This is a genomic window from Desulfatitalea alkaliphila, from assembly GCF_022968795.1.
In the GTDB taxonomy this organism is placed as follows: Bacteria; Desulfobacterota; Desulfobacteria; order Desulfobacterales; family Desulfosarcinaceae; genus Desulfatitalea; species Desulfatitalea alkaliphila.
The window spans coordinates 1-20,029 of record NZ_JALJRB010000039.1 but is presented as its reverse complement, the minus strand read 5'-3'; the positions used below and the strand labels follow the sequence as shown (position 1 = coordinate 20,029).

Below are 20,029 nucleotides of genomic sequence, written 5' to 3'. Positions count from 1 at the left end.
CTTATGTGCGGTATTGTCGGCGTAGCGTCAAGTGTTGAAAACATGAAAGGCTTTCCCATCGAGGCCATCACCGACATCTTGGCCCATCGGGGGCCGGATGGCAGCGGTATTTACACGGATGAGCAGGTGGCGCTGGGGCATCGGCGGCTGAGCATCATCGATGTGGCCGGTGGCGCACAACCGATTTTCAACGCGGATGGATCCAAGTGTATTGTTTATAACGGCGAGGTGTTCAATTTCCAGGAGCTGCGCCGAGACTTGTTCGACAAGGGGTATGTTTTTAAAACCCGCAGCGACACGGAAACGATTCTGCACGCCTATGAAGAGTGGGGCGAGCGTTGTGTGGAGTTGCTGCGGGGGATGTTCGTGCTGGCGATCTGGGACCGGCGTCAAGGCAAGCTGTTTATTGCAAGGGATCGCTTGGGGATCAAGCCGCTCTTTTATGCCGAGCACGGAGGGCGGTTCTACTTTGCTTCGGAGATGAAGGCCATACTGGCCGAGACCCGATTTCCACGGCAGATTGATGAGACGGCGCTGGCTGCCTATTTCACTTACTCTTATATTCCAGCGCCCTTGACCATTTATCGCCATATCCGCAAACTGCTGCCGGGGCACACCCTGACGTGGCAGGCGGGCCGGGTGGAGATCAAGCAATATTGGGATCTGGTCTTTGCACCGGACCGATCCAGGGACGAAGGCTATTTTATCGAGCGTTTTCTTGCGTTGTTTGAAGAATCGGTGCGCATGCGGTTGATCAGCGAGGTGCCGTTAGGGGCTTTTTTAAGCGGGGGTATCGATTCCAGCGCTGTGGTGGCCATGATGAGCAGGGGGTCGGCCGAGCCCGTCAAGACTTTCTGCATCGGGTTCGGGGGGGCGACGGGTGGTTATCTGGATGAGCGCGGGTATGCACGATTGGTGGCGCAGCGTTATGGCGCCGATCACAGTGAGTATGAGGTGATTCCCAGTTTTAAGGGTTTAGTTGAGAAGATTGTGTGCGCTTTCGACGAACCTTTTGCCGATGATTCGGCGATTCCTTCCTATTTTGTATGCCAGATGGCCCGAAAGGGTGTGACGGTCGCGCTTTCCGGCTTGGGCGGCGATGAGGCGTTTGCCGGCTACGAGCGCTATTTTGGGTTTCATGTCAGTCGCTTTTACCGAATGCTGCCGTTGTTGGTCCGTGATAAAATAATCGGTCCGATGGTGGAAAAGATTCCGGAGCGATCCGACGGGCACTACACGGTAAACCACATCAAGCGTTTTGCGCGTTCGGGGGCATTGAGCCCGGACATGGCTTATATCGGCTATGTCTCCAGGCTCAATGGCGATATGGCCGATGCCTTTTTTGTCGACGGGCAAAAGTTCAACGCTTTGCGTGCCGATGCACGCGACTTGATGTTGGCCCATTTTCGTTCGGATAAGGTGGATGGTGATCTTGCTTGCCTGAACCGGGCTTTTTACTATGATATGAAAACCTATTTACCGGAAGATATTCTTGCTGTGACGGATCGGATGAGCATGCAGCACGCATTGGAAGTGCGCGTGCCCTTTGTGGATCACAAGGTGCTGGAGTTTTGCGCCACCATCCCTCCGGAAATGAAGATGCGCTGGTTCAGCAAGAAGTACCTTCTCAAAAAAGCGACTCGGAATTTACTTCCGGCAGCGGTGATCGACCACCGAAAGCAGGGGTTTGTCGGGCCAATGGCCCAATGGTTGAAATACGATCTTAAAAAGTATGTGCAGGAAACGCTGACCCGCCGGAATCTTGAGCGGCATGGTTACTTGAATTTCGATGTGGTTCAGCGGTTGTTGAATGAGCATTTTTCAGGTAGACAAATCCATGATACGCTGATCTGGTCGATGCTGGTTTTTCAAAAATGGTACGATCTGTACATCGACAGGCGTTGATGGGGCAGTGCGGTTGTAGACAATTTAACGTCGGCCGATGAGCATCTATAATGGCCGCCACACTGAATCAGGGGAGGCAGGCCCTTGGCGGAGTTGTTCTTTTTTCTTTTGTTGCTGTGTATGGTCTATTCCTATACTCTTTTTCCGGCTTTGCTGTGGTTGATGAAGCATTTCGTCAAACATCCATGGAAGAGGGTGCCGGGTGCAGCCAAGGTTTCTATCATTATTTCGGTTTATAATGAAGAAAAGGTGATCCAGGCAAAAATTGAAAATGCGCTTGCATTGGATTATCCGCCGGAGCTCTTAGAAGTGGTGGTCAGCTCGGACGGTTCGACGGACAGCACCAATGACATTGTAGGTCGCTTTGCCGATTCCCGGGTTGTGTTGAAGCGTTTTGACCGGTTGGGAAAAACCGCATGCCTGAACAGGGTTGTGCCGCAGGTGGGTGGGGATGTCGTTCTTTTTACGGATGCCAATTCCATGTTCCCGAAAGACCTGTTGACCCATCTGGTTGCCAATTTCTCCGATCCGAATGTTGGTTTGGTAACGGGGTGGACCAGGTATATTGCACCCGGTGGCGGCGAGGAGGTGACCGGGTTATATGCCAAGCTGGAGCGCTACACCAAGTATTGGGAGTGTCTGATCGATTCATGCGTCGGCGCCGATGGCGCGGTCTTTGCGATCCGCAAAGCGCTTTACCAACCGTTGGGCGCGGATGACATCAACGATTTCGTTATACCGCTCAATGTTATTAAGCAAAAAAAACGGGTCGTTCTGGACCCGGCGGTGTTTTGCCGGGAGGAAGCCGTTGACAGCGATCAAAAGGCGTACCGGCGTCAAGTCCGCATCACCACCCGGACCTTGTGGGCCATACGCCGCCACCTGTTTATGTTGAACCTGGCCAGGCATGGCTATTTTGCCTTCTTCTTGTGGTCCCACAAGGTGCTGCGGCTGGCGGCGCCGCTATTTTTTGTGCTCGCGCTGCTGATGAATATTGCTTTAGTGGGTCATTCCTGGTTTTTCAATATGACTTTTGCCGGGTTCATGCTTTTCCTTTTTTCGGGTCTGATCAGCCTGGCCGGGTTGACCAAAAACAAGGTTGCATCCATCTGTAAGTTTTTCCTGATCACCTTCACCGCCCAGATCGCGGGCTGGGTTCGCATGGCGGCAGGCATACGCGATACGACTTGGACGCCCCAGAGATGACGGGTGCCCAAGGGGAAGCGTAGATAATACAAGTCGATAAGAATTGAAGAATCGTACGATTTGCTTGTATTCGGGAGACCGCTTCGGACAGATGGCTGTCAGGATAGCGGTATCTTTTTTTCCATTACTCCAGAACCAGAAGGACCCTGACAATGAGCAAAATGAAATTCGCCCTGGTTGGCGCTGCCGGCTACGTTGCACCACGCCACATGAAAGCAATATTGGACACGGGTAATGATCTTATCGCAGCCTTGGACCCAAGCGATTCAGTGGGTATTATCGATTCTTACTTTCCGGATGCGCACTTCTTTACCGAATTTGAGCGATTCGATCGGCACATCGATAAACTGCGGCGCTCCAACCCCGGTGGTGCCGTTTCATACGTTTCCATCTGCTCGCCGAACTATCTTCACGACGCCCACATGCGCTTCGCCCTGCGCTCAGGTGCGGACGCCATCTGTGAAAAGCCCCTGGTGCTGAACCCTTGGAACATCGACGGGCTGGCCGCAATTGAGAAGGACACCGGAAAAAAAGTGCACACCATCCTGCAGCTGCGCTTGCATCCGTCCATTATCCAGTTGCGGGACCAGGTGGCCAACGAAACCACGGACCGCAAACACGAAGTGGACCTTACCTATATTACCTCCCGTGGGCGATGGTATTTGCGCTCCTGGAAAGGGGAGGTGCAAAAATCGGGTGGCATCGCCACCAACATCGGGGTCCACTTTTACGATATGCTCCAATTCATCTTTGGTGCCTTGCAAGAGAATGTCGTCCACTACGCTTCGGCCACCAAGGCCGCCGGCTTTTTGGAGTATGAGAATGCGCGGGTGCGTTGGTTTTTGTCTGTGGACTATGAGGACGTTCCCGCAGAGACCCGGTCCCGCGGCCAGCGCACCTACCGTTCCATCACCGTGGACGGTGCGGAGATTGAGTTTTCAGGCGGTTTCACAGACCTGCATACCCGCAGTTACGAGAACATTCTTTCGGGCAACGGCTTCGGCCTGGAGGAAAATCGCGTGGCGATCCAGACGGTGTCCGATATCCGCAACCAGACCCCAATTGGCATGGTGGGGGACTACCACCCTTTTCTGAAAACCATGCATTCCTAATGAAATAAGGAAAGACGCATGAGTGATCCAACCTTCATCCATGAGACGGCCATCATCGACCAAGGCGCGATTATCGGCGCCGGCACTCGCATTTGGCATTGGGTGCACATTGGCACAGGGGCTCGCATCGGCCGGAACTGCTCTTTGGGCCAGAACGTTTTTGTTGCAGACAACGTGGTCATCGGTGACAATGTCAAGATTCAGAACAACGTTTCCGTATACAAAGGGGTCACCCTGGAGGATGGGGTGTTTTGCGGGCCGTCCATGGTGTTCACGAACGTCTACAACCCGCGTGCGGAATTGCGCAAAATGGACCAGTTGAGGCCCACGCTGGTTAAAAAGGGGGCGACCATCGGCGCCAATGCAACCATTGTATGCGGTAACACGGTGGGCCGGTATGCATTCATTGGCGCGGGTGCGGTGGTCACGCGGAATGTGCCGGATCACGCGCTGGTTGCGGGCATCCCCGCCAAGCATATCGGCTGGGTGTGCGAGTGTGGTGAGCGTTTGCCGGATGATTTGAAGTGCCTGGCCTGTGATAAGCAATATCGTCGAAAGGGTGAACACCTGGAGGAGCAAGGGGCGAGGAGATAACGGGTTGCTTCCACATTGGTCGCGGAGATAAAAGTATGAAAATGGTGGACTTGGAGACACAGCAGGGTCGCATTCGGGAGGCGTTGGATCAGCGGTTGAAGTCGGTGCTGTCGCACGGGCAGTACATTATGGGCCCGGAGGTGAAGGAGCTGGAAGGGCTGTTGGCTGAGTTCGCCGGGTGCCGGCACGCTATTGGTTGTTCTTCCGGCACCGATGCTTTGTTGATTGCATTGATGGCCTATGGGGTGGGGCCGGGCGATGCCGTTGTCACATCGCCTTTTACGTTCATCGCCACCGCGGAGGTGATCGCTCTTTTGGGTGCGACGCCCGTTTTTGCGGATATCGATCCGCGCACTTTCAACATCGATGCCGCTAAACTGGAAGAGGTTCTGAAAGCGACCGATAGAGCGGGCAAGCTGAAGGTCAAGGGGTTGATCCCCGTGGATCTGTTCGGTCTACCGGCCGATTATGATGACATCATGGCCTTTGCAAATGCCCATGATTTGTTTGTGTTGCAAGACGGGGCGCAAAGCTTTGGCGCCCGATTCCATGGGAAACGGTCTCCCGCCTTGGCGCATGTCGGAGCGACCAGTTTTTTCCCGGCAAAGCCGCTGGGGTGCTATGGGGACGGGGGAGCGATTTTCACCGATGACGATGAAATGGCCGCCGCCATGCGCTCCATTGTTCTTCATGGCAAGGGCGGGCACAAATATGAAAATGTACGGATCGGCGTGAATGGCCGACTCGACACGCTTCAGGCTGCCGTTTTGCTGCCGAAACTGGAGATTTTCGAAGAGGAATTGGCGCACCGGCAGGCCGTTGCGGATCAATACGGCCGGGCGCTGGCGCAGGTTGTTGCAGTGCCGCATACGCCCAGTGGCATGGTGAGCGCCTGGGCGCAGTACTCCATTTTGACGGACCGTCGCGATGAACTTCAGCAATACTTGCAGCAGAAGGGCATTCCGACGGCGATCTATTATCCGAAGCCACTTCACTTGCAGGCCGCTTTCGGCTACCTGAGGTACGCGGAGGGGGATTTTCCCGAGGCGGAAAGAGCGTCCCGCCGCATTTTGAGCCTTCCGATGCATCCTTATCTGGCGGATGGCGAGATTGGTGCGGTTGTTGCCGCAGTGCGCGGCTTTTGCGAATCTTGAAGGGTTGGTTGCTGAGCTGCTGATGCAGCGGAAGCCGGGCGTTTTTGATGCGGGGCCCGGCGATAAGAATTCATTTTTCGGCGGGAAAGGTTTTCAATGAAAGTGGTCAGTATTGTGGGCGCCAGGCCCCAGTTCATAAAGGCCGCGCCGGTAAGTCGGGCCATGGCCGAACACAATGATCTGCGCGGCAATCCGTTGATCGAAGATATTCTGGTGCACACCGGCCAGCATTACGATCACAATATGAGCCAGGTGTTTTTCGACCAGTTGCGGATCCCGCACCCGAACCACCACTTGGGTGTGGGGTCCGGCAGCCACGGCGCCATGACCGGCGCCATGCTGGAGCGGATCGAAGCGATTTTGATAAATGAATCGCCGGATTTTGTGCTGGTCTACGGCGATACCAACTCCACTTTGGCCGGCGCTCTGGCGGCTGCCAAGTGCAATGTGCCGGTGTCGCATGTGGAGGCGGGCTTGCGCTCGTTCAACCGCCGCATGCCCGAAGAGATCAACCGGGTGATGGCGGACCATCTTGCAAACATTCTTTTCTGCCCGACGCAGCAGGCGGTGGATAATCTGCAGGCCGAAGGGATTGTGGAATCCGTTGGGGGTGCGGGCGCGGCGTTTCGGCGGCGTGTGGCGCGTGTGGGGGATGTGATGTATGACGCCTTCCTGTTCAACCGTTCGCTTGCGGCGGCGCAAAGCAGCATTTTGGGGGATCATGCCTTGGCGCCGAAAAAATTCGCTTTGGCCACCGTCCACCGCCAGGAGAACACCGACGATCCTGTTCGGTTGAGAGGGATTTTCCAGGCATTGAATGCCATTGCGAGCCCCGAATCGCCTTTGGTCATGCCGCTGCATCCGCGCACGCAGAAGGCCTTGGCGGCTTGCGGGATCGCCTGCGGTAAGAATGCCGATCTGAAGATTCTGCCACCGGTGAGCTATCTGGATATGATCGCCCTTGAGGCCAATGCCGGTCTGATTCTCACCGATTCGGGGGGTGTGCAGAAGGAGGCTTATTTCGTGCGCGTGCCGTGCATCACACTGCGCGATGAGACGGAATGGGTGGAGACGGTGCAGTCCGGCTGGAATGTGCTGGCGGGAAGTGATCCGGATCGTATTTTGGATGGCGCCCGGGCGGCCGGGCGCGGTCGGGATGTCGATATTTATGGTGACGGGGACACGGCCGGCGCTATTGTTCGGGAGTTGTGTGCTTATGTGAATGGTGGTTGATTGTTGGAGGTTGGGGGTTGGGGGTTGGAGGTTGGGGGTTGTTGGGTGGTGGGTGGGGTGTTGTGATGGGGCGAGAAGGAGGTTGGGTGTGAAGCGTTTTGTTTTGGTGTTGTTGGTTTTTGTGGTGGGTGTGGGTGTCGGGGTGATCGGCATGGAGTTGAGGTCGGGGGTGCGGTATTGGCGGAATTTGGCACCGGCTTCTTCCGAGGCGACGGCGCGGCCGATGCGGGATTTGACGATCAATCCGGAAACCGTTCGCTCCGGTGAGCCGAAGGTGCGGGGTGTTGTTTTTTCGACGACCTCCGGCGGTCGGGCGGTGGGCGGGGTGTGGTCGTGCGAGGGGCCGGCCGAGATCGATTTTACTTTCGGTGCGGATGAGCGGTTGTATGTTCTGGGGGGCAGTGTCGATGTGTTTTACCTTGGCGCCCGGTTCACTTTGCGACAGGGCGATACGGCGCTGTTCAGGGCCGGCACCACCGCTACGTGGAATATTGCCGATAGGCTGGAAAAGGTTTGGGTGGTGCACGATCCGGGCAGGGTGGCGCGGGCGATGTCTTTTTTGGCCGGACGGGAGTAGGGCGCGGCGCGGTTGTGCGGGAGAAATAGGAAGGGGTTGATGGAAAAGAAGCTTTGGGAAGAGTTCGGGATGACCCGGCGCACGTTTTTGCGCCATTTCGGGATCGCCTCGTGCGCCATCACCTTGGGGCCTTTTTTCGTGGAACGGTTCGCCACGGCCATTGCACAGGTGCCCGAGCGGGTGAAGGTTTTCAAGGTCAGCAACGGGGACTGCTTTGAGAACATCGACCGGTTGTGGGCGATGATGGGCGGGGTGGGCAATTATATCGATGCCGATGATTTTGTGGTGATCAAGGGCAACGGGCAATGGCCCTACCAGGGGTATACCCACACGGGCTGCATTAAGGCGGTGATCGACGCGATTCTTCGGTTGCCGGGGTACGACGGGGAGATCTTTGTCTGCGACAATGTTCAGGAATATGGGGGGCTCAACCAAACCGGATTCGACGCGACAGTGGCTTATCGGACGCGCAATTGGCCGGATCACAACTGGGATTCGTTGGCGGCGGCATATCGGGCCGAAGGGAAGCCCGTGGCGGCCAAGCGTTGGGTCAGCAGCCAGGCGGATATTACTGGGCCTGGTGATGGTGAAGGGTGGATACGTGACTTTTTCGCTTTTCACGGGCGCGACAGCTATTTGTCCTACCCGGTGTTCGAGTCGCCCCTTACGCCGGGGTGCATGGTGGATGTAAAAAATGGCGTTTGGCGGGGCGGCGGTTACACGGGCCGGCGGGTCAAGACGTTGTTCATGCCCAACTTGAACAACCACGGCAGCGGTGGAGAAGATTATGCGGGTGTGACCAGCGCGGTGAAAAGTTTTTTCGGTGCCACGGAGATCCATAACGGCGGGTATGCGACATTCCGGGGTCATTACAATATGCACAGCACCAGCTATGCCCGCAGCCGTGCAGATTATGCCGGTGAGCTGACGGCGCGGTTCATTCGGACGATGTACGCGCCGTCTTTATACATCACGGCGGCGATGTGGGCGGGGCATCAATCGCGCACTGGGGGCGCCGTTGAAACGAAAACCGTTCTGGCGTGTGAAAACCCGGTGACTTTGGACTATGTGGCGTGCAAGGAAGTGATCGCGCCGCACGCCGCCTGGCTGGATCCGGATCAGGATAACAATACCAGGCGCCAGCTCACGGGCTGCATCGCGGGAGGCGTGGGCACCATCGATCCGGGTGCCTTCGAGGTGGTGGCTTATGATTTCGACCGGCCGACGGTTCATCGTTTGGATGTCGACCGCATGATCAAGGAGTTCGAGGCGGGGCGGGCGACGGAGCAGGAGGTCATCGATTTGATTCAGGCTTATATGGATGGGGGGTAGGAGGTAGGGGGTTGGGGGTTGGGGGTTGGAGGTTGGGTGTAGGGGGTGGGGTGTAGGGTGGATCAAGCGAAGCGGATCCACCATCGTGCTCGGTACACAAGGTTGTGGTTATCTTATTGGTGGATCCGCTGCGCTTGATCCACCCTACGATGTTGCGGTGGCAGGCGGTTTGTGGGGTCTTGTTATTGGGAACGGTTGATTGAGGGGGGAATATGAGGGGGACGATGGGGTTGATGGGTGCGTTGGTCGGCGTGCTGCTGTGCTTGGGGTCGGCTGCGGCTTTTTCGACACATGCCACGGATGCTTATCGTTCCTTTGATGCCCTGGAGGCGGCGGCGGGCGAGGCGATCACCGTTACGGTGGTGTTTTCCAATTTGGAGCCGGCGGATTTGCGTGGTTTTTTCTTCACGGAGCACATTCCCGTGGGGTTGTCGGTGACCACGGAGGCGGTAATGATTGGTGGGGTGCGGGTCGGCTATGTGTATGAAACCGGTGCGGTTGGGGATGTGTACGCCGGTTCGGTGCCCCACCGTTGGGTCCTGGAGACGCCGGGCGATTTTACCCAAGACAATCCGGTGGCACCGTCCGCAACGGTGACGATCATCTACAGATTGACATCTTCCGATGAAGGCGCTTTTCAGCTCGGTGCGTTCAATTGGGCGGGATATTACCGGGACGCGCTGGGGGCTGCTTTCGGGCACAGCGAGGGTGCCGACGATGTCGCGCTGGTGTTTGCGGCGGGAGATGGCGGTGGTGGTGGGCAGTCCGGGAGTGGCGGCGGTGGTGGTGGCTGTTTCATTATCAGTGCACTTTATTGAATCGGCAAGTTTTCTTTCTGTAGGCAATCCTTTATGTGCAGTATGGAAATGATGGGCGCATGAAATATCCGGTAGTACATCTGGGCGGCGCAGCGTGTGTGACAGGCTCGTGTCATCTGGTGCAGTTGCAGGGGGTGAATATCCTTGTGGATTGCGGGTTGACCCAGGGGGATGACCGGAGTTGCGATGTGGCTGCGTGGCCGGTGAAGGTTGCGGAGCTGGATTTTATCATTCTGACCCATGCGCATGTGGATCATATCGGGCTGCTGCCGCGATTGGTGGCGGAGGGGTTTGAAGGCGAGATACTCTGCTCGCACCCGACAAAGGCGCTGTTGGCGCCGATGCTGAACGATGCGATGCGCTTCGATGCTTTTTCGCGGGCGGAGCGGGAGGGGATCGGGCGCAAGATCGACGAGCTGTCGTGGGGTTTTGAGTATGGGCAGGTTTTCGATCTGAAGCGGGGTCTTTCGTTCAAGCTGGGGCGGGCGGGGCATATTCTCGGCTCTTGTTTTGTGCGCATCGAAAGTGGCCGCGACGACTATTCGATTCTGTTTTCAGGGGAGTAGACTGTAGTAGATCGTAGATTGTAGGGTGGATCAAGCGAAGCGGATCCACCAATGGGGTATGCACGGCTTTGTGTGCCGGGCACGGTGGTGGATCCGCTTCGCTTGATCCACCCTACGATTGCAATTATCATGGTGTTTGGGATCATGGCGCCATGGTTGCAATTGTTGTGGTGTTTGGGATCATGGCGCCATGGTTGCAATTGTTGTGGTGTTTGGATCATGGTGCTGGTTTGGCGGCGTTGGTCGCTGCCTGAAATGTTGGGTGGCGGTTGCTTGGGTTTTGCAACGGATTGACACGTTTTTTCGCATTGGTATAGGATCTGACGGAATGGTCAACTGAGTGTGGCATATGAGCAGGGTCTCAAAAAATGATGGTGAAATGGGGAAGATAGGACAAGAACGTCGAGGGAAAGAAGGCGGAGCCCCCTCGCGTTCCTTGGCTGGTGCGTTGTAGGGGGCTCCCGTCTATAAATCGATAATTATGTTATTCTACCCTTTTGAGAATGCTTTGTATCTTCCTTTTAACAACCTCTTTCTGCTTGCCCCTGCAAGGCCGAGTAAGCCAGCCCCAAGGAGCAGCATGGTTGCCGGCTCCGGCACAGGTGCTGTAACCGTAACGTTGCCTAGTCTGGCATAATCAGAGCCATTGATATATTCCCCTCTTATCAGGAGATGCTGAACATTGGCCATGACACCATAAAAATCGATACCGCTATCTGCATATTCTGGAAATAGTACAAAATTGCTCGGGATTAAATCTATACCGAAATTCATCCAAACGTTTTGCTCGAGGCCGCTTATATCCTCCACATTCCCCCGAAGCCTGGCCATAGGGTTTCCTTGACTACTCAATAATGTTACGTCTGGATACGAATCGTAATAATAATGACCTCCCCCAATTTGTTGGCCATCTTGAGATTTATCATTCATATAAAGATCCCATGTAATCGTTCCGCCGATGAATCTGGACCAATCCTCATTTAAAGCCGGTGACATAAAATACCAAGTTCCGCCCTGCATCAGGTCATATGCATAAACATATCCATTCTCATGACCGATACTAGTAACATCGTTATCTACTGTGGACCACGTCGTCCAACCTTCGGCATCACTATCGAATGTGAAAATCACAGGTGCTGCATGGGCTGCCGAAATCCATACAAAAATCAACAATATTGAGAATAAGAAACGTCTTAACCGAAAGTCCATCGTAGAACCTCCTTTCTTTTTTTGTTGTTTACGAGAGACCCCGTAGTGCATCCGGTGCTGATAGAAATATACGACAAGACATATCTACGCTTGTACGGGATGGTGCCCATACAGGATATGACAATTGAAATTAATGCTTGTGGTTCTTGAGATAGGAACGGCTGGAGCAACAAGCTATGTTAAAGGTTGGATAGCGTTTGTTTGTTGAATGTCTATGCAAAAATTGTGCGGAAATATGATTAACTGTTCTGTTTTGCGGGAACGTTTTAATTTCATAATAATTCAAGAAGTTATAAATTCATGGAATTGATGGGCCTTCTTGATTCGAATTGTAGCCTCTTTGACTGTGTAATTAGGGTTATATTTTTTGAATACTTAATGTAATACTACTGTGTGGTTCGAGATGTTTGAATTGACTTTGGATTAATCGCGTTTTTCATTTTCGGAGAAAATTTTTCAACATGCGGCCGATCACCCGGCGTATCGGGGGTCAGATTTTCGACTCAGTGGAATTGTTCGGTGCTTTTTTGACCCTCAGATGACGCAACTTGCCCAGGTAGCAGGATAATCCGCCCCATATTACTCCAAATTCTTGGCTTGGCGAATTGTAGCGAATTGTAGGGTGGATCAAGCGAAGCGGATCCACCAATGGGGTATGCACGGCTTCGTGTGCCGGGCATGATGGTGGATCCGCTTTGCTTGATCCACCCTACGATTGATACGATTGATACGATTGATGCGAGATTGATGCGATGGGTGGGGTATGAAGCGTCGGAAGCTTTTGATTGTTGAGGATGAGATGTCGGTGGCCAAGCAGATTAAGTGGGGGCTTGGCGAGGCGTATGATATCAGTATTGCGGGGGATGCGGCGCAGGCGCGGCCTTTGGTGGCTTCGGGGGCTTTTGCGGTGGTGATGCTGGATTTGGGGTTGCCGCCGCATCCGGATGATCCTCGGGAGGGGTTTCGGTTGTTGGGGGAGATTGCTTCTGTGGCGCCGAACACCAAGGTGATTGTGATCACCGGCAATGCTGAGCAGGAGAATGCGGTGCGGGCCGTGGGGTTGGGGGCGGCGGATTTTTATGCCAAGCCGATTGATTTGAAGTTGCTTGAGTTTGTGCTGGAGAGAAGTTTCACGATTCATGAGTTGGAGCAGGCCAACCGCCGTATGCAACTGCAGGAGGCAACGGGGGGGGCTTTCTGTGGGATGCTGGGGATATCGAGCAGCATGGTGGCGCTTTTCGGGACGATCCGGCAGGTGAGCGGCACCGATTATCCGGTTTTGATCACCGGCGCCAGCGGCACGGGCAAGGAGATGGCGGCGCGGGCGGTGCATGAATTGAGCGGCCGCTCCCGCAAGCCGATGGTGGTGATCAATTGCGGGGCGATTCCGGAGAACTTGTTGGAGAGCGAGCTTTTCGGTCACGAGAAGGGCGCTTTCACCGGTGCGGCGGGGCGCAAGATCGGGCGGTTCGAGCAGGCGGACAAGGGGACCCTGTTTCTGGATGAAATCGGTGAATTGCCGCTGGCGCTGCAGGTGAAGATCCTGCGGTTTTTGCAGGAAGGGACCATCGAGCGGCTGGGGGGCGAAAAGACGATTGCACTGGATGCTCGGATCATCGCGGCCACCAATGTGGATCTGGAGGCGGCGGTGCGGGAGGGCGATTTTCGGGAAGATCTGTTTTTTCGTTTGAACGTGGTGCCCATCGAGATGCCGGCGTTGAAGGAACGGCCGGAAGATGTGCTTTTTTTGGCGCAGCACTTTTTACAGCAGGAGGCCAAGGCGCTTGGGCGCGGCCAGGTGAGTTTTCTGCCGGCGGCCATGGCGGCGCTGCAGGCTTATGAGTGGCCGGGAAATGTGCGCGAGCTGCAGAATCGAATCCGGAGGGCCCTGGGCACCATCAAGGGGCGGAACATAGGGCCTGCGGATATGGGCTTGGGGGAGGTTGTGGGCGCAAACGCGGCGGACAACCGGCTGTTGACGCTGCGGGAGGCGCGGGATGCGGCGGAGGTCAAGGTGGTGCGCCAGGCGTTGGCGTTGAGCGGGAACAATATCAGTCAAGCGGCGCAGTTGTTGGAGGTGAGCCGGCCGACGATGCATGATTTGTTGAAGAAGCATGGGGTTGAGGGTTGAGGGTGGTTGGTTGTGGGTGGTTGGTTGTGGGTTGGGGGTTGGAGGTTGGGTTGGGGAGCGTGGGGCGTAGGGTGTAGGCTGAGGGTGTAGGGTGGATCAAGCGAAGCGGATCCACCAACGTTGTCGGCACCCAACGCCGTTTTGATCTGATTGGTGGATCCGCTTCGCTTGATCCACCCTACGGTGTCGGTGTGGTGTCGGTGTGGTGTTGGTGTGGTGTCGGTGTTTTGATGTTATGTGGTGTGGGTGATGGTTTTTAATTTGGGGATGGGGTTAAAAAAGATCCCCGGAGATGCTGTTCTCCGGGGATCTTTTTGGTTTAGGAATTGTCTTGTCTGTAGCGACTATTTCCGGAGCCGTTTGCGGCTGACGCCGATCAGGCCGAGCAGGCCGGTGCCGAGAAGCAGCAGGGTGGCGGGTTCTGGAACCGGTTCAGGGCTGTAGGATAAGGTGAATACGGATTTTTTTAGAAGCATCCCATGGAAAAAGTCGTTGTACAGTAGGCCGACATTCAAGGGATCGCCTCCAGTCCAATTTACAGTGAAGGTGTCTGCAATGTCGAAATGGGTTGCGAAGCTCCAGCCGTTCAGTGCCCCCTGGTATTGGCCTTCCACGAATACATAATCGTTTTGCCAAGGGCCGGACTCCACATTCGCGGCCCAGATGGTGAGGTTGGCACTGACCACCTCCGCCGATGGGACGGAAAAATCAGCGGGGGTGTTGTGTTGCCAGCTGTTCCACCCGAGACCCCATACATAATCGTACAGATAGACGGTGTCGGTTTCTTCTTTTATGATCGCAGCGCTCGCCGCGACGGACATCAATAATACGAATGTCAGACTCAATGTCGTGATTGCTGTTGTTTTTTTCATTGGATTGCCCTCCTTGTTGGTGCGTTTGGTTCGTGCGCCGAGCGATCCGTTTCAGTTGATGTGCGTTTTCGCCTTTTCACAATGATACACACGCATTAACCGTGCCGTAGTACGAAGGTATTGAAATAATAATATAATTTAAAAGATGCCAAGGGGTGGTGTGGTCTGATATGGCGTGGCTGTAAAACTATTCGACATGTATTTTTTGGATTGGATTCAGTGCAAGGGGCGGGAGGACTTGAAGCTTTCCTTGTTGATATAGGTAAGGAAGGTAGGAATCGGTGTGGGTTTATGGTGTTGGTTGGCGATGTGGAAAGGTAGGGCCGAATTTGTCCAGATTCTGGTTCTGGTAGAGTGTCGACGAATTTAACAGTTTATTTTTGATGGACGCCAGTAAAGGAGTTCACCACGCAAGAGACCACCGGAGGGTTCCCGGTGGTCTCTTGCGTGGTGCGGTTTGGCTGATGAAGCCTGTGCCTACTTATTTTCTGAATTTTTTCCGGCTGACGCCAACGAGGCCCAACATGCCGGCACCGAGGAGCAGGAGGGTGGCGGGCTCAGGTACAGCAGCGGCCTCATAGTCCAAGGTGAAAACCGAACGGTTAAGATTGAAGCGGTTGGGAACAGGTACCCCAAAAAAATATGAATATTCAGAGTAGTTCAGCGAAACTTCAAGGACGTCGCCTTCTGCCCAACCTGTATTCAAGATGTCCGCGACATCAAAGGAATCTCCTTCATATTCCCCCCAAAAAGGAAACCATATCCATGACCAAGTTTGATTTTGCAAATAACCTTGAAATTGACCATTCATGACAATTTCATCATTGTTGTTGTTGAGGCCGGATGCAAAAATTTCTATGGTAGCCGAGTTGACCACATCCGGGGGTACAGCGAAGTCATCGGGGGTGTTATGCCCCCATTCAACGGTGCCATGACCCCAATATGTTTGATCGAAATTTACAGTCTCTGTAAATACTGCCGCACCGGCCACGGCCGCCATCAGGAAAACCAGTGATACACCAATCGCCAAACCTGTCAATCGCCTCATCGCGTTCCCTCCTTTGTCGAGTATGGTTAGTTGTTGCTGTGCTGGTAGCTGTTGCTGCTATGAATGCTTCCTTACAGCTCCTTCAAGCAAATATGGTGCCGTAATTGTATGTATCTGAAATATAGATTAATATGTTTTTAAAATCGGGAGGTCACCCCCGGATTGTAAATTTTTTCGACGATGTTATAAAGGTGTTAGGCGCTGCTGAATTTTGTCGATTGTGATTAACGCCTATTAATCATTGATAATATCCAATCCATTGGCAACCCATCGCCCGTGTAAATGATCCTTTTCCGAAATGCCTGATGGAATAGCTTACAGTAGGGTGGATCAAGCGAAGCGGATCCACCATCGAGGCAATATTTGGGAGGGGAGGCATGCCGCTGTTGCGGGCGTGGGCTGTGAATGGACTGTCTCGCACTTTTGATAAATGGCAGGGGAACAGCGCGGGTGATGATGATCGTCGGGTGGACGGGCCGGGACGAGACCAATCCACCCGATTTGTGATATCGGTTGAAGGGTGCCGCCTTACGCGGTCTTCTTTCGCCGTACGACCACCAACCCGGCCAGTCCGCTGCCCAGCAGCAGGAGCATGGCGGGTTCGGGGACCGGGGCGCTGAGGCGTTCGTAGATGACATCGTTGGCGCAGCTGACGGTCCAGCCGATGGTGAAGTCGCTGCCGACCCAGAGGTTCAGATCCTGGAAAATAAAGGAGTTTTGCGTATTCAGGGTGCTTGAATCGAAATCGCTTACGGTTGCCTGGTCATCTGAGAGCTTCCCGAGGCCGCTTTGGGTATTGAATGCTATGGGATGATTTCGCCGGATGATGAAATTGCCGGTGGTGGAGCCGTGGGAGAGGATGTAGTTGCCTGAAATGCTCGAGTAGGCGCCGAGGGCGAATTCGGTTTCGCTGAAGGAATAGACCTGCTGTTCGGTCGTAACGACATAATCCCAGTAGTTATTGGAGTTTATGTCAATGAACAGATCGCCGGCGTAGAGGGCCGGTGTGTAGTTGGCGTAATAGGCAAGGTTTATGTAGTTGAAGGTGATGCTTTGCAGAATTCCGTTATCGACAACTGCGGATCCGCCTACAATGTCCGGTGTGCCGACGGTGTCTTGATTGGTGTAGTTGGTGCCCCATCCTTGCCAACGGATGGTGTCGTCGCCGAATTCAATTACGGCGCCGTAGCTGCTTGATGCAAATAGCAAAATACCGACGATCAGTACAAATGGGAATTTTTTTTTCACGGTGAGCTCCTGTAATTGGGGTTTTGTATCACATTCGTATCGATATCAGAGTCAATGTACTTCGCGAGCGCAGTGAGTGATTGTGTGTATTTTTGCGTTTGCTGAAAACCAGCAATTAATATGCCATTTCTATATTTTCTTTTTAAAACAATATGATGTCGGTATTTTATTTTTTCCCGTTGAAGCGTTGTTAGATTTTTCGACGGTATTTCTTGCGGTTGGTGGATCCGCTTCGCTTGATCCACCCTACGGTTTGGGGGGGATATGGAGGGGTCGGTGGATCCGCTTCGCTTGATCCACCCTACGGTTGGGGGTGGGATATGGGGGTGTTGGTGGATCCGCTTTGCTTGATCCACCCTACGGTTGGGTGGGGGGTTGGGGGTGGGTGGGGTGGTGGATGGTGAAGCGGGCGTGGTTTTCCGGGGTGTTGGTGGCTTGGATGGAGCCGTTGAGGTTGGTGATGAGTTGTTTGACTTGCCAGAGGCCTATGCCGCTGCCGTGGGGTTTGGTGGTTTTCAGGGGGGCGAAGAGGGTGTCGGGGAGCAGGTGGGGGGGGATGCCCGGGCCGTTGTCGGTGATGGTGATGGTGATGCGGGGTTGGGTTGGGTCGGTCTCAACGGCGATGTCGACTTGCGCTGGGGTGTCGGTGTTGGCTTCGTGGGCGTTGAGCAGCAGGTTTTCCAGGATGCGGTTGAGCAGTTGGGGGTCGGTGTTGAGCCAGGTATTGGGGGGGCATTGGAGGTGGATGGTCATGTCGGTGAGGCGTTTGGCGATCCGGCGGGTGAATTTTTGTAGAAAATCGGACAGGTTCAGAGGCGTTGGTTGGGGTTCGATCTCTTCTTTGAGCAGGTCGAGGCGTTGTTGCACTTTGTTCATGCGGGTGAGGGCGTCGTCGATGGCTTCGAGCATGTCTTTTTGAAAATCGGGGTTGTGGATGTTGCCTGGTGCGTTGGCGCGTACCAGGGAGAGCATGGATGCGGCGTTCTTGATGTCGTGCAGGATGAAGGCGGATAGGTTGTGCCAGGCTTGGCGCTCTCGGGTTTCAGCCAGTTTTTCGGCCATGCGCACGGCCATGAGGGCGGAGGCGGTTTGGATGCCCAGTGCGGCGAGCAGGTCGAAATCGTCGTGGCCGTAGCGGCCGCCGGTGAATTCGGGGCCCAGGCCGATGATGCCCACCAATTGGTCGCCCACATGCAGGGGGGCCAGCAGAACGAGGTCGGCATGGCGCAGGAAGCCGGTAAGTTCGGCGCGGCGGTTTTTGCCGTCCGGGTCTGCGCTTTTGTCTTGGGTGTACAGGTAGGGGTGGGCGGTTAGGTAGCCGACCAGGGGGTCTCCGGGAACGATGAAGGATGCTTCGGATGTTTGGTGGTTGGTGGAGGAGGGCGTGATTGCCGAAAAACCGCGTTCCATGTCACCGATCCAGATGGTGATGTGATTGGCGTAGAGACTGTTTTTGAGCACTTCGTACAATGCCATCACCACTTGGGGTTCGGTGGCGGCATGTTGCAGACGGGCGGAAAGGGCGAGCCACTCATCACGGTACTCGTATTTGTTGATATAAAAATGGGTGCTGATGAAAAAATGGGCGCGGCGCCGCAGGTTTTGAGAAAACAGGAAAAGTCCGATGGCCAGGAGCCCGAGTGCCAGCGCAAGCCATTGGAGCACATTGGGCAGGGGGATGCCGAAGGTGCGCATGATCAATCCGATGATTCCCAGGAGGATCAGGTAGGCGGCGAATATCGTGGGGGCCACGAAAGAATAGATGATTTTCCGCGATATGAATATTTTGCGGTTGAGCAGACGGTGGCGGACCACGGCGTAGGCGATCAGGAGCCATGCCGTGAGGGTCAAAATCGCCGATAGCGTCAGGTGTTCGGCCGCGATGCGCTGGTAGGTGAGTCGGTACGAGGCGGCCCAGATGAGGATCGCACAGGTGAGGAAGCTGCCTATCACCAGGAATTTGTACGTCCAACGGAGCGTTGGAGCGAGGCGTCTCCAGAATATTTCAAGTCGCCAAGCCGCGCCAAGGGCGGCGGGCAACAGGGCGAGGGAGTGAAAATAGATAACCCCGTAGGGGGGGGCGATGAGGTTGTCCTGGATGGCTTTCACGGCGGGAGGGCTGTTCCAGAAGTAGATTGTAATGGTGATGAAGGTAAGGCCTGCGAGCATTTGGAATCCGGTGACCCGTAGTGGTTCGTTTGCATCGTTTTCGGAATGGCGCGACAAGCGGTAGGCCATGGTCAACCACAAGATGGCGAAGGCAGTTTCAGCGAGAAAGAGCAGGGGGTATACGGCAGGGGTTGCCAGGCGGTTCACGCAATAGATGTACTGGCCGGCGAGCAGCGGCATGCCGATCAGGACCTGGATGAGGGAGAGAGACACCCGCTGTTCGTTGCGTTTTAGTCCCGGGGCGATGACACAGGACAGCAGTAGCAGGAAATGGATGGCGTACAGGAAAGCGATGAGCATGGGCGGTCGTCCGGATCCAAGGGGTTGTGGTAATGAAGGTGCCCGGGAGCGCTGTTTCCCCATGCCGTTGGGTGGATCACGGCGTAGGCGTAGGGTGGATCAAGCGAAGCGGATCCACCATGGTTAAAATCAACAAATGATGGGTTTTCCGAACGGCCAGAAACCGAACGGATTGAATGTGATTTGTTGGTAGCATTGTTGGGGGTTGGGATCAAGGTGGATGATGGGGGTGTTGGTTGGGGGTTGTTGGTTGGGGGTTGGGGGTTGAATGTGGTTGGTTGGTGTGAGTGAGTGAGTGGGGGGGTGTTGTTGGTTGTTGGGGGGTGATGGATGGTGGATCCGCTTCGCTTGATCCACCCTACGGTATTTTGAGATGGATTCTGACGGGAGAAAGATTGGGAGATGCGGTAAAGGGCCATGATGACATTTTTCAGGGCTCGTTGGGAAGAACCGAATAGTCGGTAGCGCCCTGAATCAGGTTTTGGTCTGCGGTTATTAAGGTCAATCCATAAACGATAGCGGATGCTGCAATAAAACGATCCGCAGGGTCTTGAT

16 protein-coding genes are annotated in these 20,029 nt (G+C 54.7%); 11 read left to right on the top strand and 5 right to left on the bottom strand.

The features are described 5' to 3' along the window. The first annotated feature begins 3 nt into the window (after positions 1 to 3). The 10 genes from asnB (at position 4) to MRX98_RS20625 (ending at position 10,497) form a co-directional block, all read left to right on the top strand. Positions 4 to 1,905 (top strand): asparagine synthase (glutamine-hydrolyzing), encoded by a 1,902-nt coding sequence (asnB, locus tag MRX98_RS20670; protein WP_281432464.1) that lies wholly within the window; start codon positions 4 to 6, stop codon positions 1,903 to 1,905. Between the two features lie 84 nt (positions 1,906 to 1,989). Next, the gene (locus MRX98_RS20665; protein ID WP_246914658.1) at positions 1,990 to 3,111 is read left to right on the top strand and encodes a glycosyltransferase family 2 protein; all 1,122 of its coding nucleotides are present in this window, start codon (positions 1,990 to 1,992) and stop codon (positions 3,109 to 3,111) included. A gap of 152 nt (positions 3,112 to 3,263) precedes the next feature. Next, a complete protein-coding gene (locus tag MRX98_RS20660) occupies positions 3,264 to 4,223 on the top strand; it encodes a Gfo/Idh/MocA family protein (RefSeq protein WP_281432463.1) in 960 nt (319 codons plus the stop codon). Positions 4,224 to 4,241: 18 nt separating this feature from the next. Next, on the top strand, positions 4,242 to 4,817 hold the full coding sequence (locus MRX98_RS20655) for an acyltransferase (RefSeq protein ID WP_246914655.1): 576 nt from the start codon (positions 4,242 to 4,244) through the stop codon (positions 4,815 to 4,817). 35 nt (positions 4,818 to 4,852) lie between these two features. Further along, positions 4,853 to 5,971 carry a DegT/DnrJ/EryC1/StrS family aminotransferase gene (locus MRX98_RS20650; RefSeq protein WP_246914652.1) on the top strand — a complete coding sequence of 373 codons (1,119 nt, stop codon included), beginning with the start codon at positions 4,853 to 4,855 and terminating at the stop codon, positions 5,969 to 5,971. A 96-nt stretch (positions 5,972 to 6,067) separates the two neighbouring features. Continuing rightward, on the top strand, positions 6,068 to 7,204 hold the full coding sequence (gene wecB, locus MRX98_RS20645) for a non-hydrolyzing UDP-N-acetylglucosamine 2-epimerase (RefSeq protein WP_246914649.1): 1,137 nt from the start codon (positions 6,068 to 6,070) through the stop codon (positions 7,202 to 7,204). 88 nt (positions 7,205 to 7,292) lie between these two features. After that, positions 7,293 to 7,781 carry a cupin domain-containing protein gene (locus MRX98_RS20640; RefSeq protein WP_246914647.1) on the top strand — a complete coding sequence of 163 codons (489 nt, stop codon included), beginning with the start codon at positions 7,293 to 7,295 and terminating at the stop codon, positions 7,779 to 7,781. 39 nt (positions 7,782 to 7,820) lie between these two features. Next, a complete protein-coding gene (locus MRX98_RS20635) occupies positions 7,821 to 9,113 on the top strand; it encodes a hypothetical protein (RefSeq protein WP_246914645.1) in 1,293 nt (430 codons plus the stop codon). Positions 9,114 to 9,355: 242 nt separating this feature from the next. Further along, on the top strand, positions 9,356 to 9,931 hold the full coding sequence (locus tag MRX98_RS20630; RefSeq protein ID WP_246914644.1) for a hypothetical protein: 576 nt from the start codon (positions 9,356 to 9,358) through the stop codon (positions 9,929 to 9,931). A 59-nt stretch (positions 9,932 to 9,990) separates the two neighbouring features. Beyond that, the gene (locus MRX98_RS20625) at positions 9,991 to 10,497 is read left to right on the top strand and encodes an MBL fold metallo-hydrolase (RefSeq protein ID WP_246914642.1); all 507 of its coding nucleotides are present in this window, start codon (positions 9,991 to 9,993) and stop codon (positions 10,495 to 10,497) included. A gap of 489 nt (positions 10,498 to 10,986) precedes the next feature. Here MRX98_RS20625 and MRX98_RS20620 read toward each other — a convergent pair whose 3' ends face one another. Continuing rightward, on the bottom strand, positions 10,987 to 11,706 hold the full coding sequence (locus tag MRX98_RS20620; protein WP_246914640.1) for a PEP-CTERM sorting domain-containing protein: 720 nt from the start codon (positions 11,704 to 11,706) through the stop codon (positions 10,987 to 10,989). Between the two features lie 763 nt (positions 11,707 to 12,469). Here MRX98_RS20620 and prsR point away from each other — a divergent pair. Continuing rightward, a complete protein-coding gene (gene prsR / locus MRX98_RS20615; protein ID WP_246914638.1) occupies positions 12,470 to 13,837 on the top strand; it encodes a PEP-CTERM-box response regulator transcription factor in 1,368 nt (455 codons plus the stop codon). A 344-nt stretch (positions 13,838 to 14,181) separates the two neighbouring features. On the opposite strand, the gene MRX98_RS20610 is transcribed toward prsR, so the two are convergent. The 4 genes from MRX98_RS20610 to prsK form a co-directional block, all read right to left on the bottom strand. Continuing rightward, positions 14,182 to 14,709, bottom strand: coding sequence for a PEP-CTERM sorting domain-containing protein (locus MRX98_RS20610; protein WP_246914636.1), 528 nt, complete (start codon positions 14,707 to 14,709; stop codon positions 14,182 to 14,184). 481 nt (positions 14,710 to 15,190) lie between these two features. Then, entirely contained in the window at positions 15,191 to 15,757 is a 567-nt protein-coding gene (locus MRX98_RS20605) for a PEP-CTERM sorting domain-containing protein (protein ID WP_246914634.1), read from the bottom strand. A 528-nt stretch (positions 15,758 to 16,285) separates the two neighbouring features. After that, complete coding sequence (locus MRX98_RS20600; protein ID WP_246914633.1) at positions 16,286 to 17,005, bottom strand: PEP-CTERM sorting domain-containing protein; 720 nt, start codon at positions 17,003 to 17,005, stop codon at positions 16,286 to 16,288. Between the two features lie 357 nt (positions 17,006 to 17,362). Further along, positions 17,363 to 19,474: an XrtA/PEP-CTERM system histidine kinase PrsK gene (prsK, locus tag MRX98_RS20595; RefSeq protein ID WP_246914632.1), complete on the bottom strand. Its 2,112-nt coding sequence runs from the start codon at positions 19,472 to 19,474 to the stop codon at positions 17,363 to 17,365. Between the last annotated feature and the right edge of the window lie 555 nt (positions 19,475 to 20,029).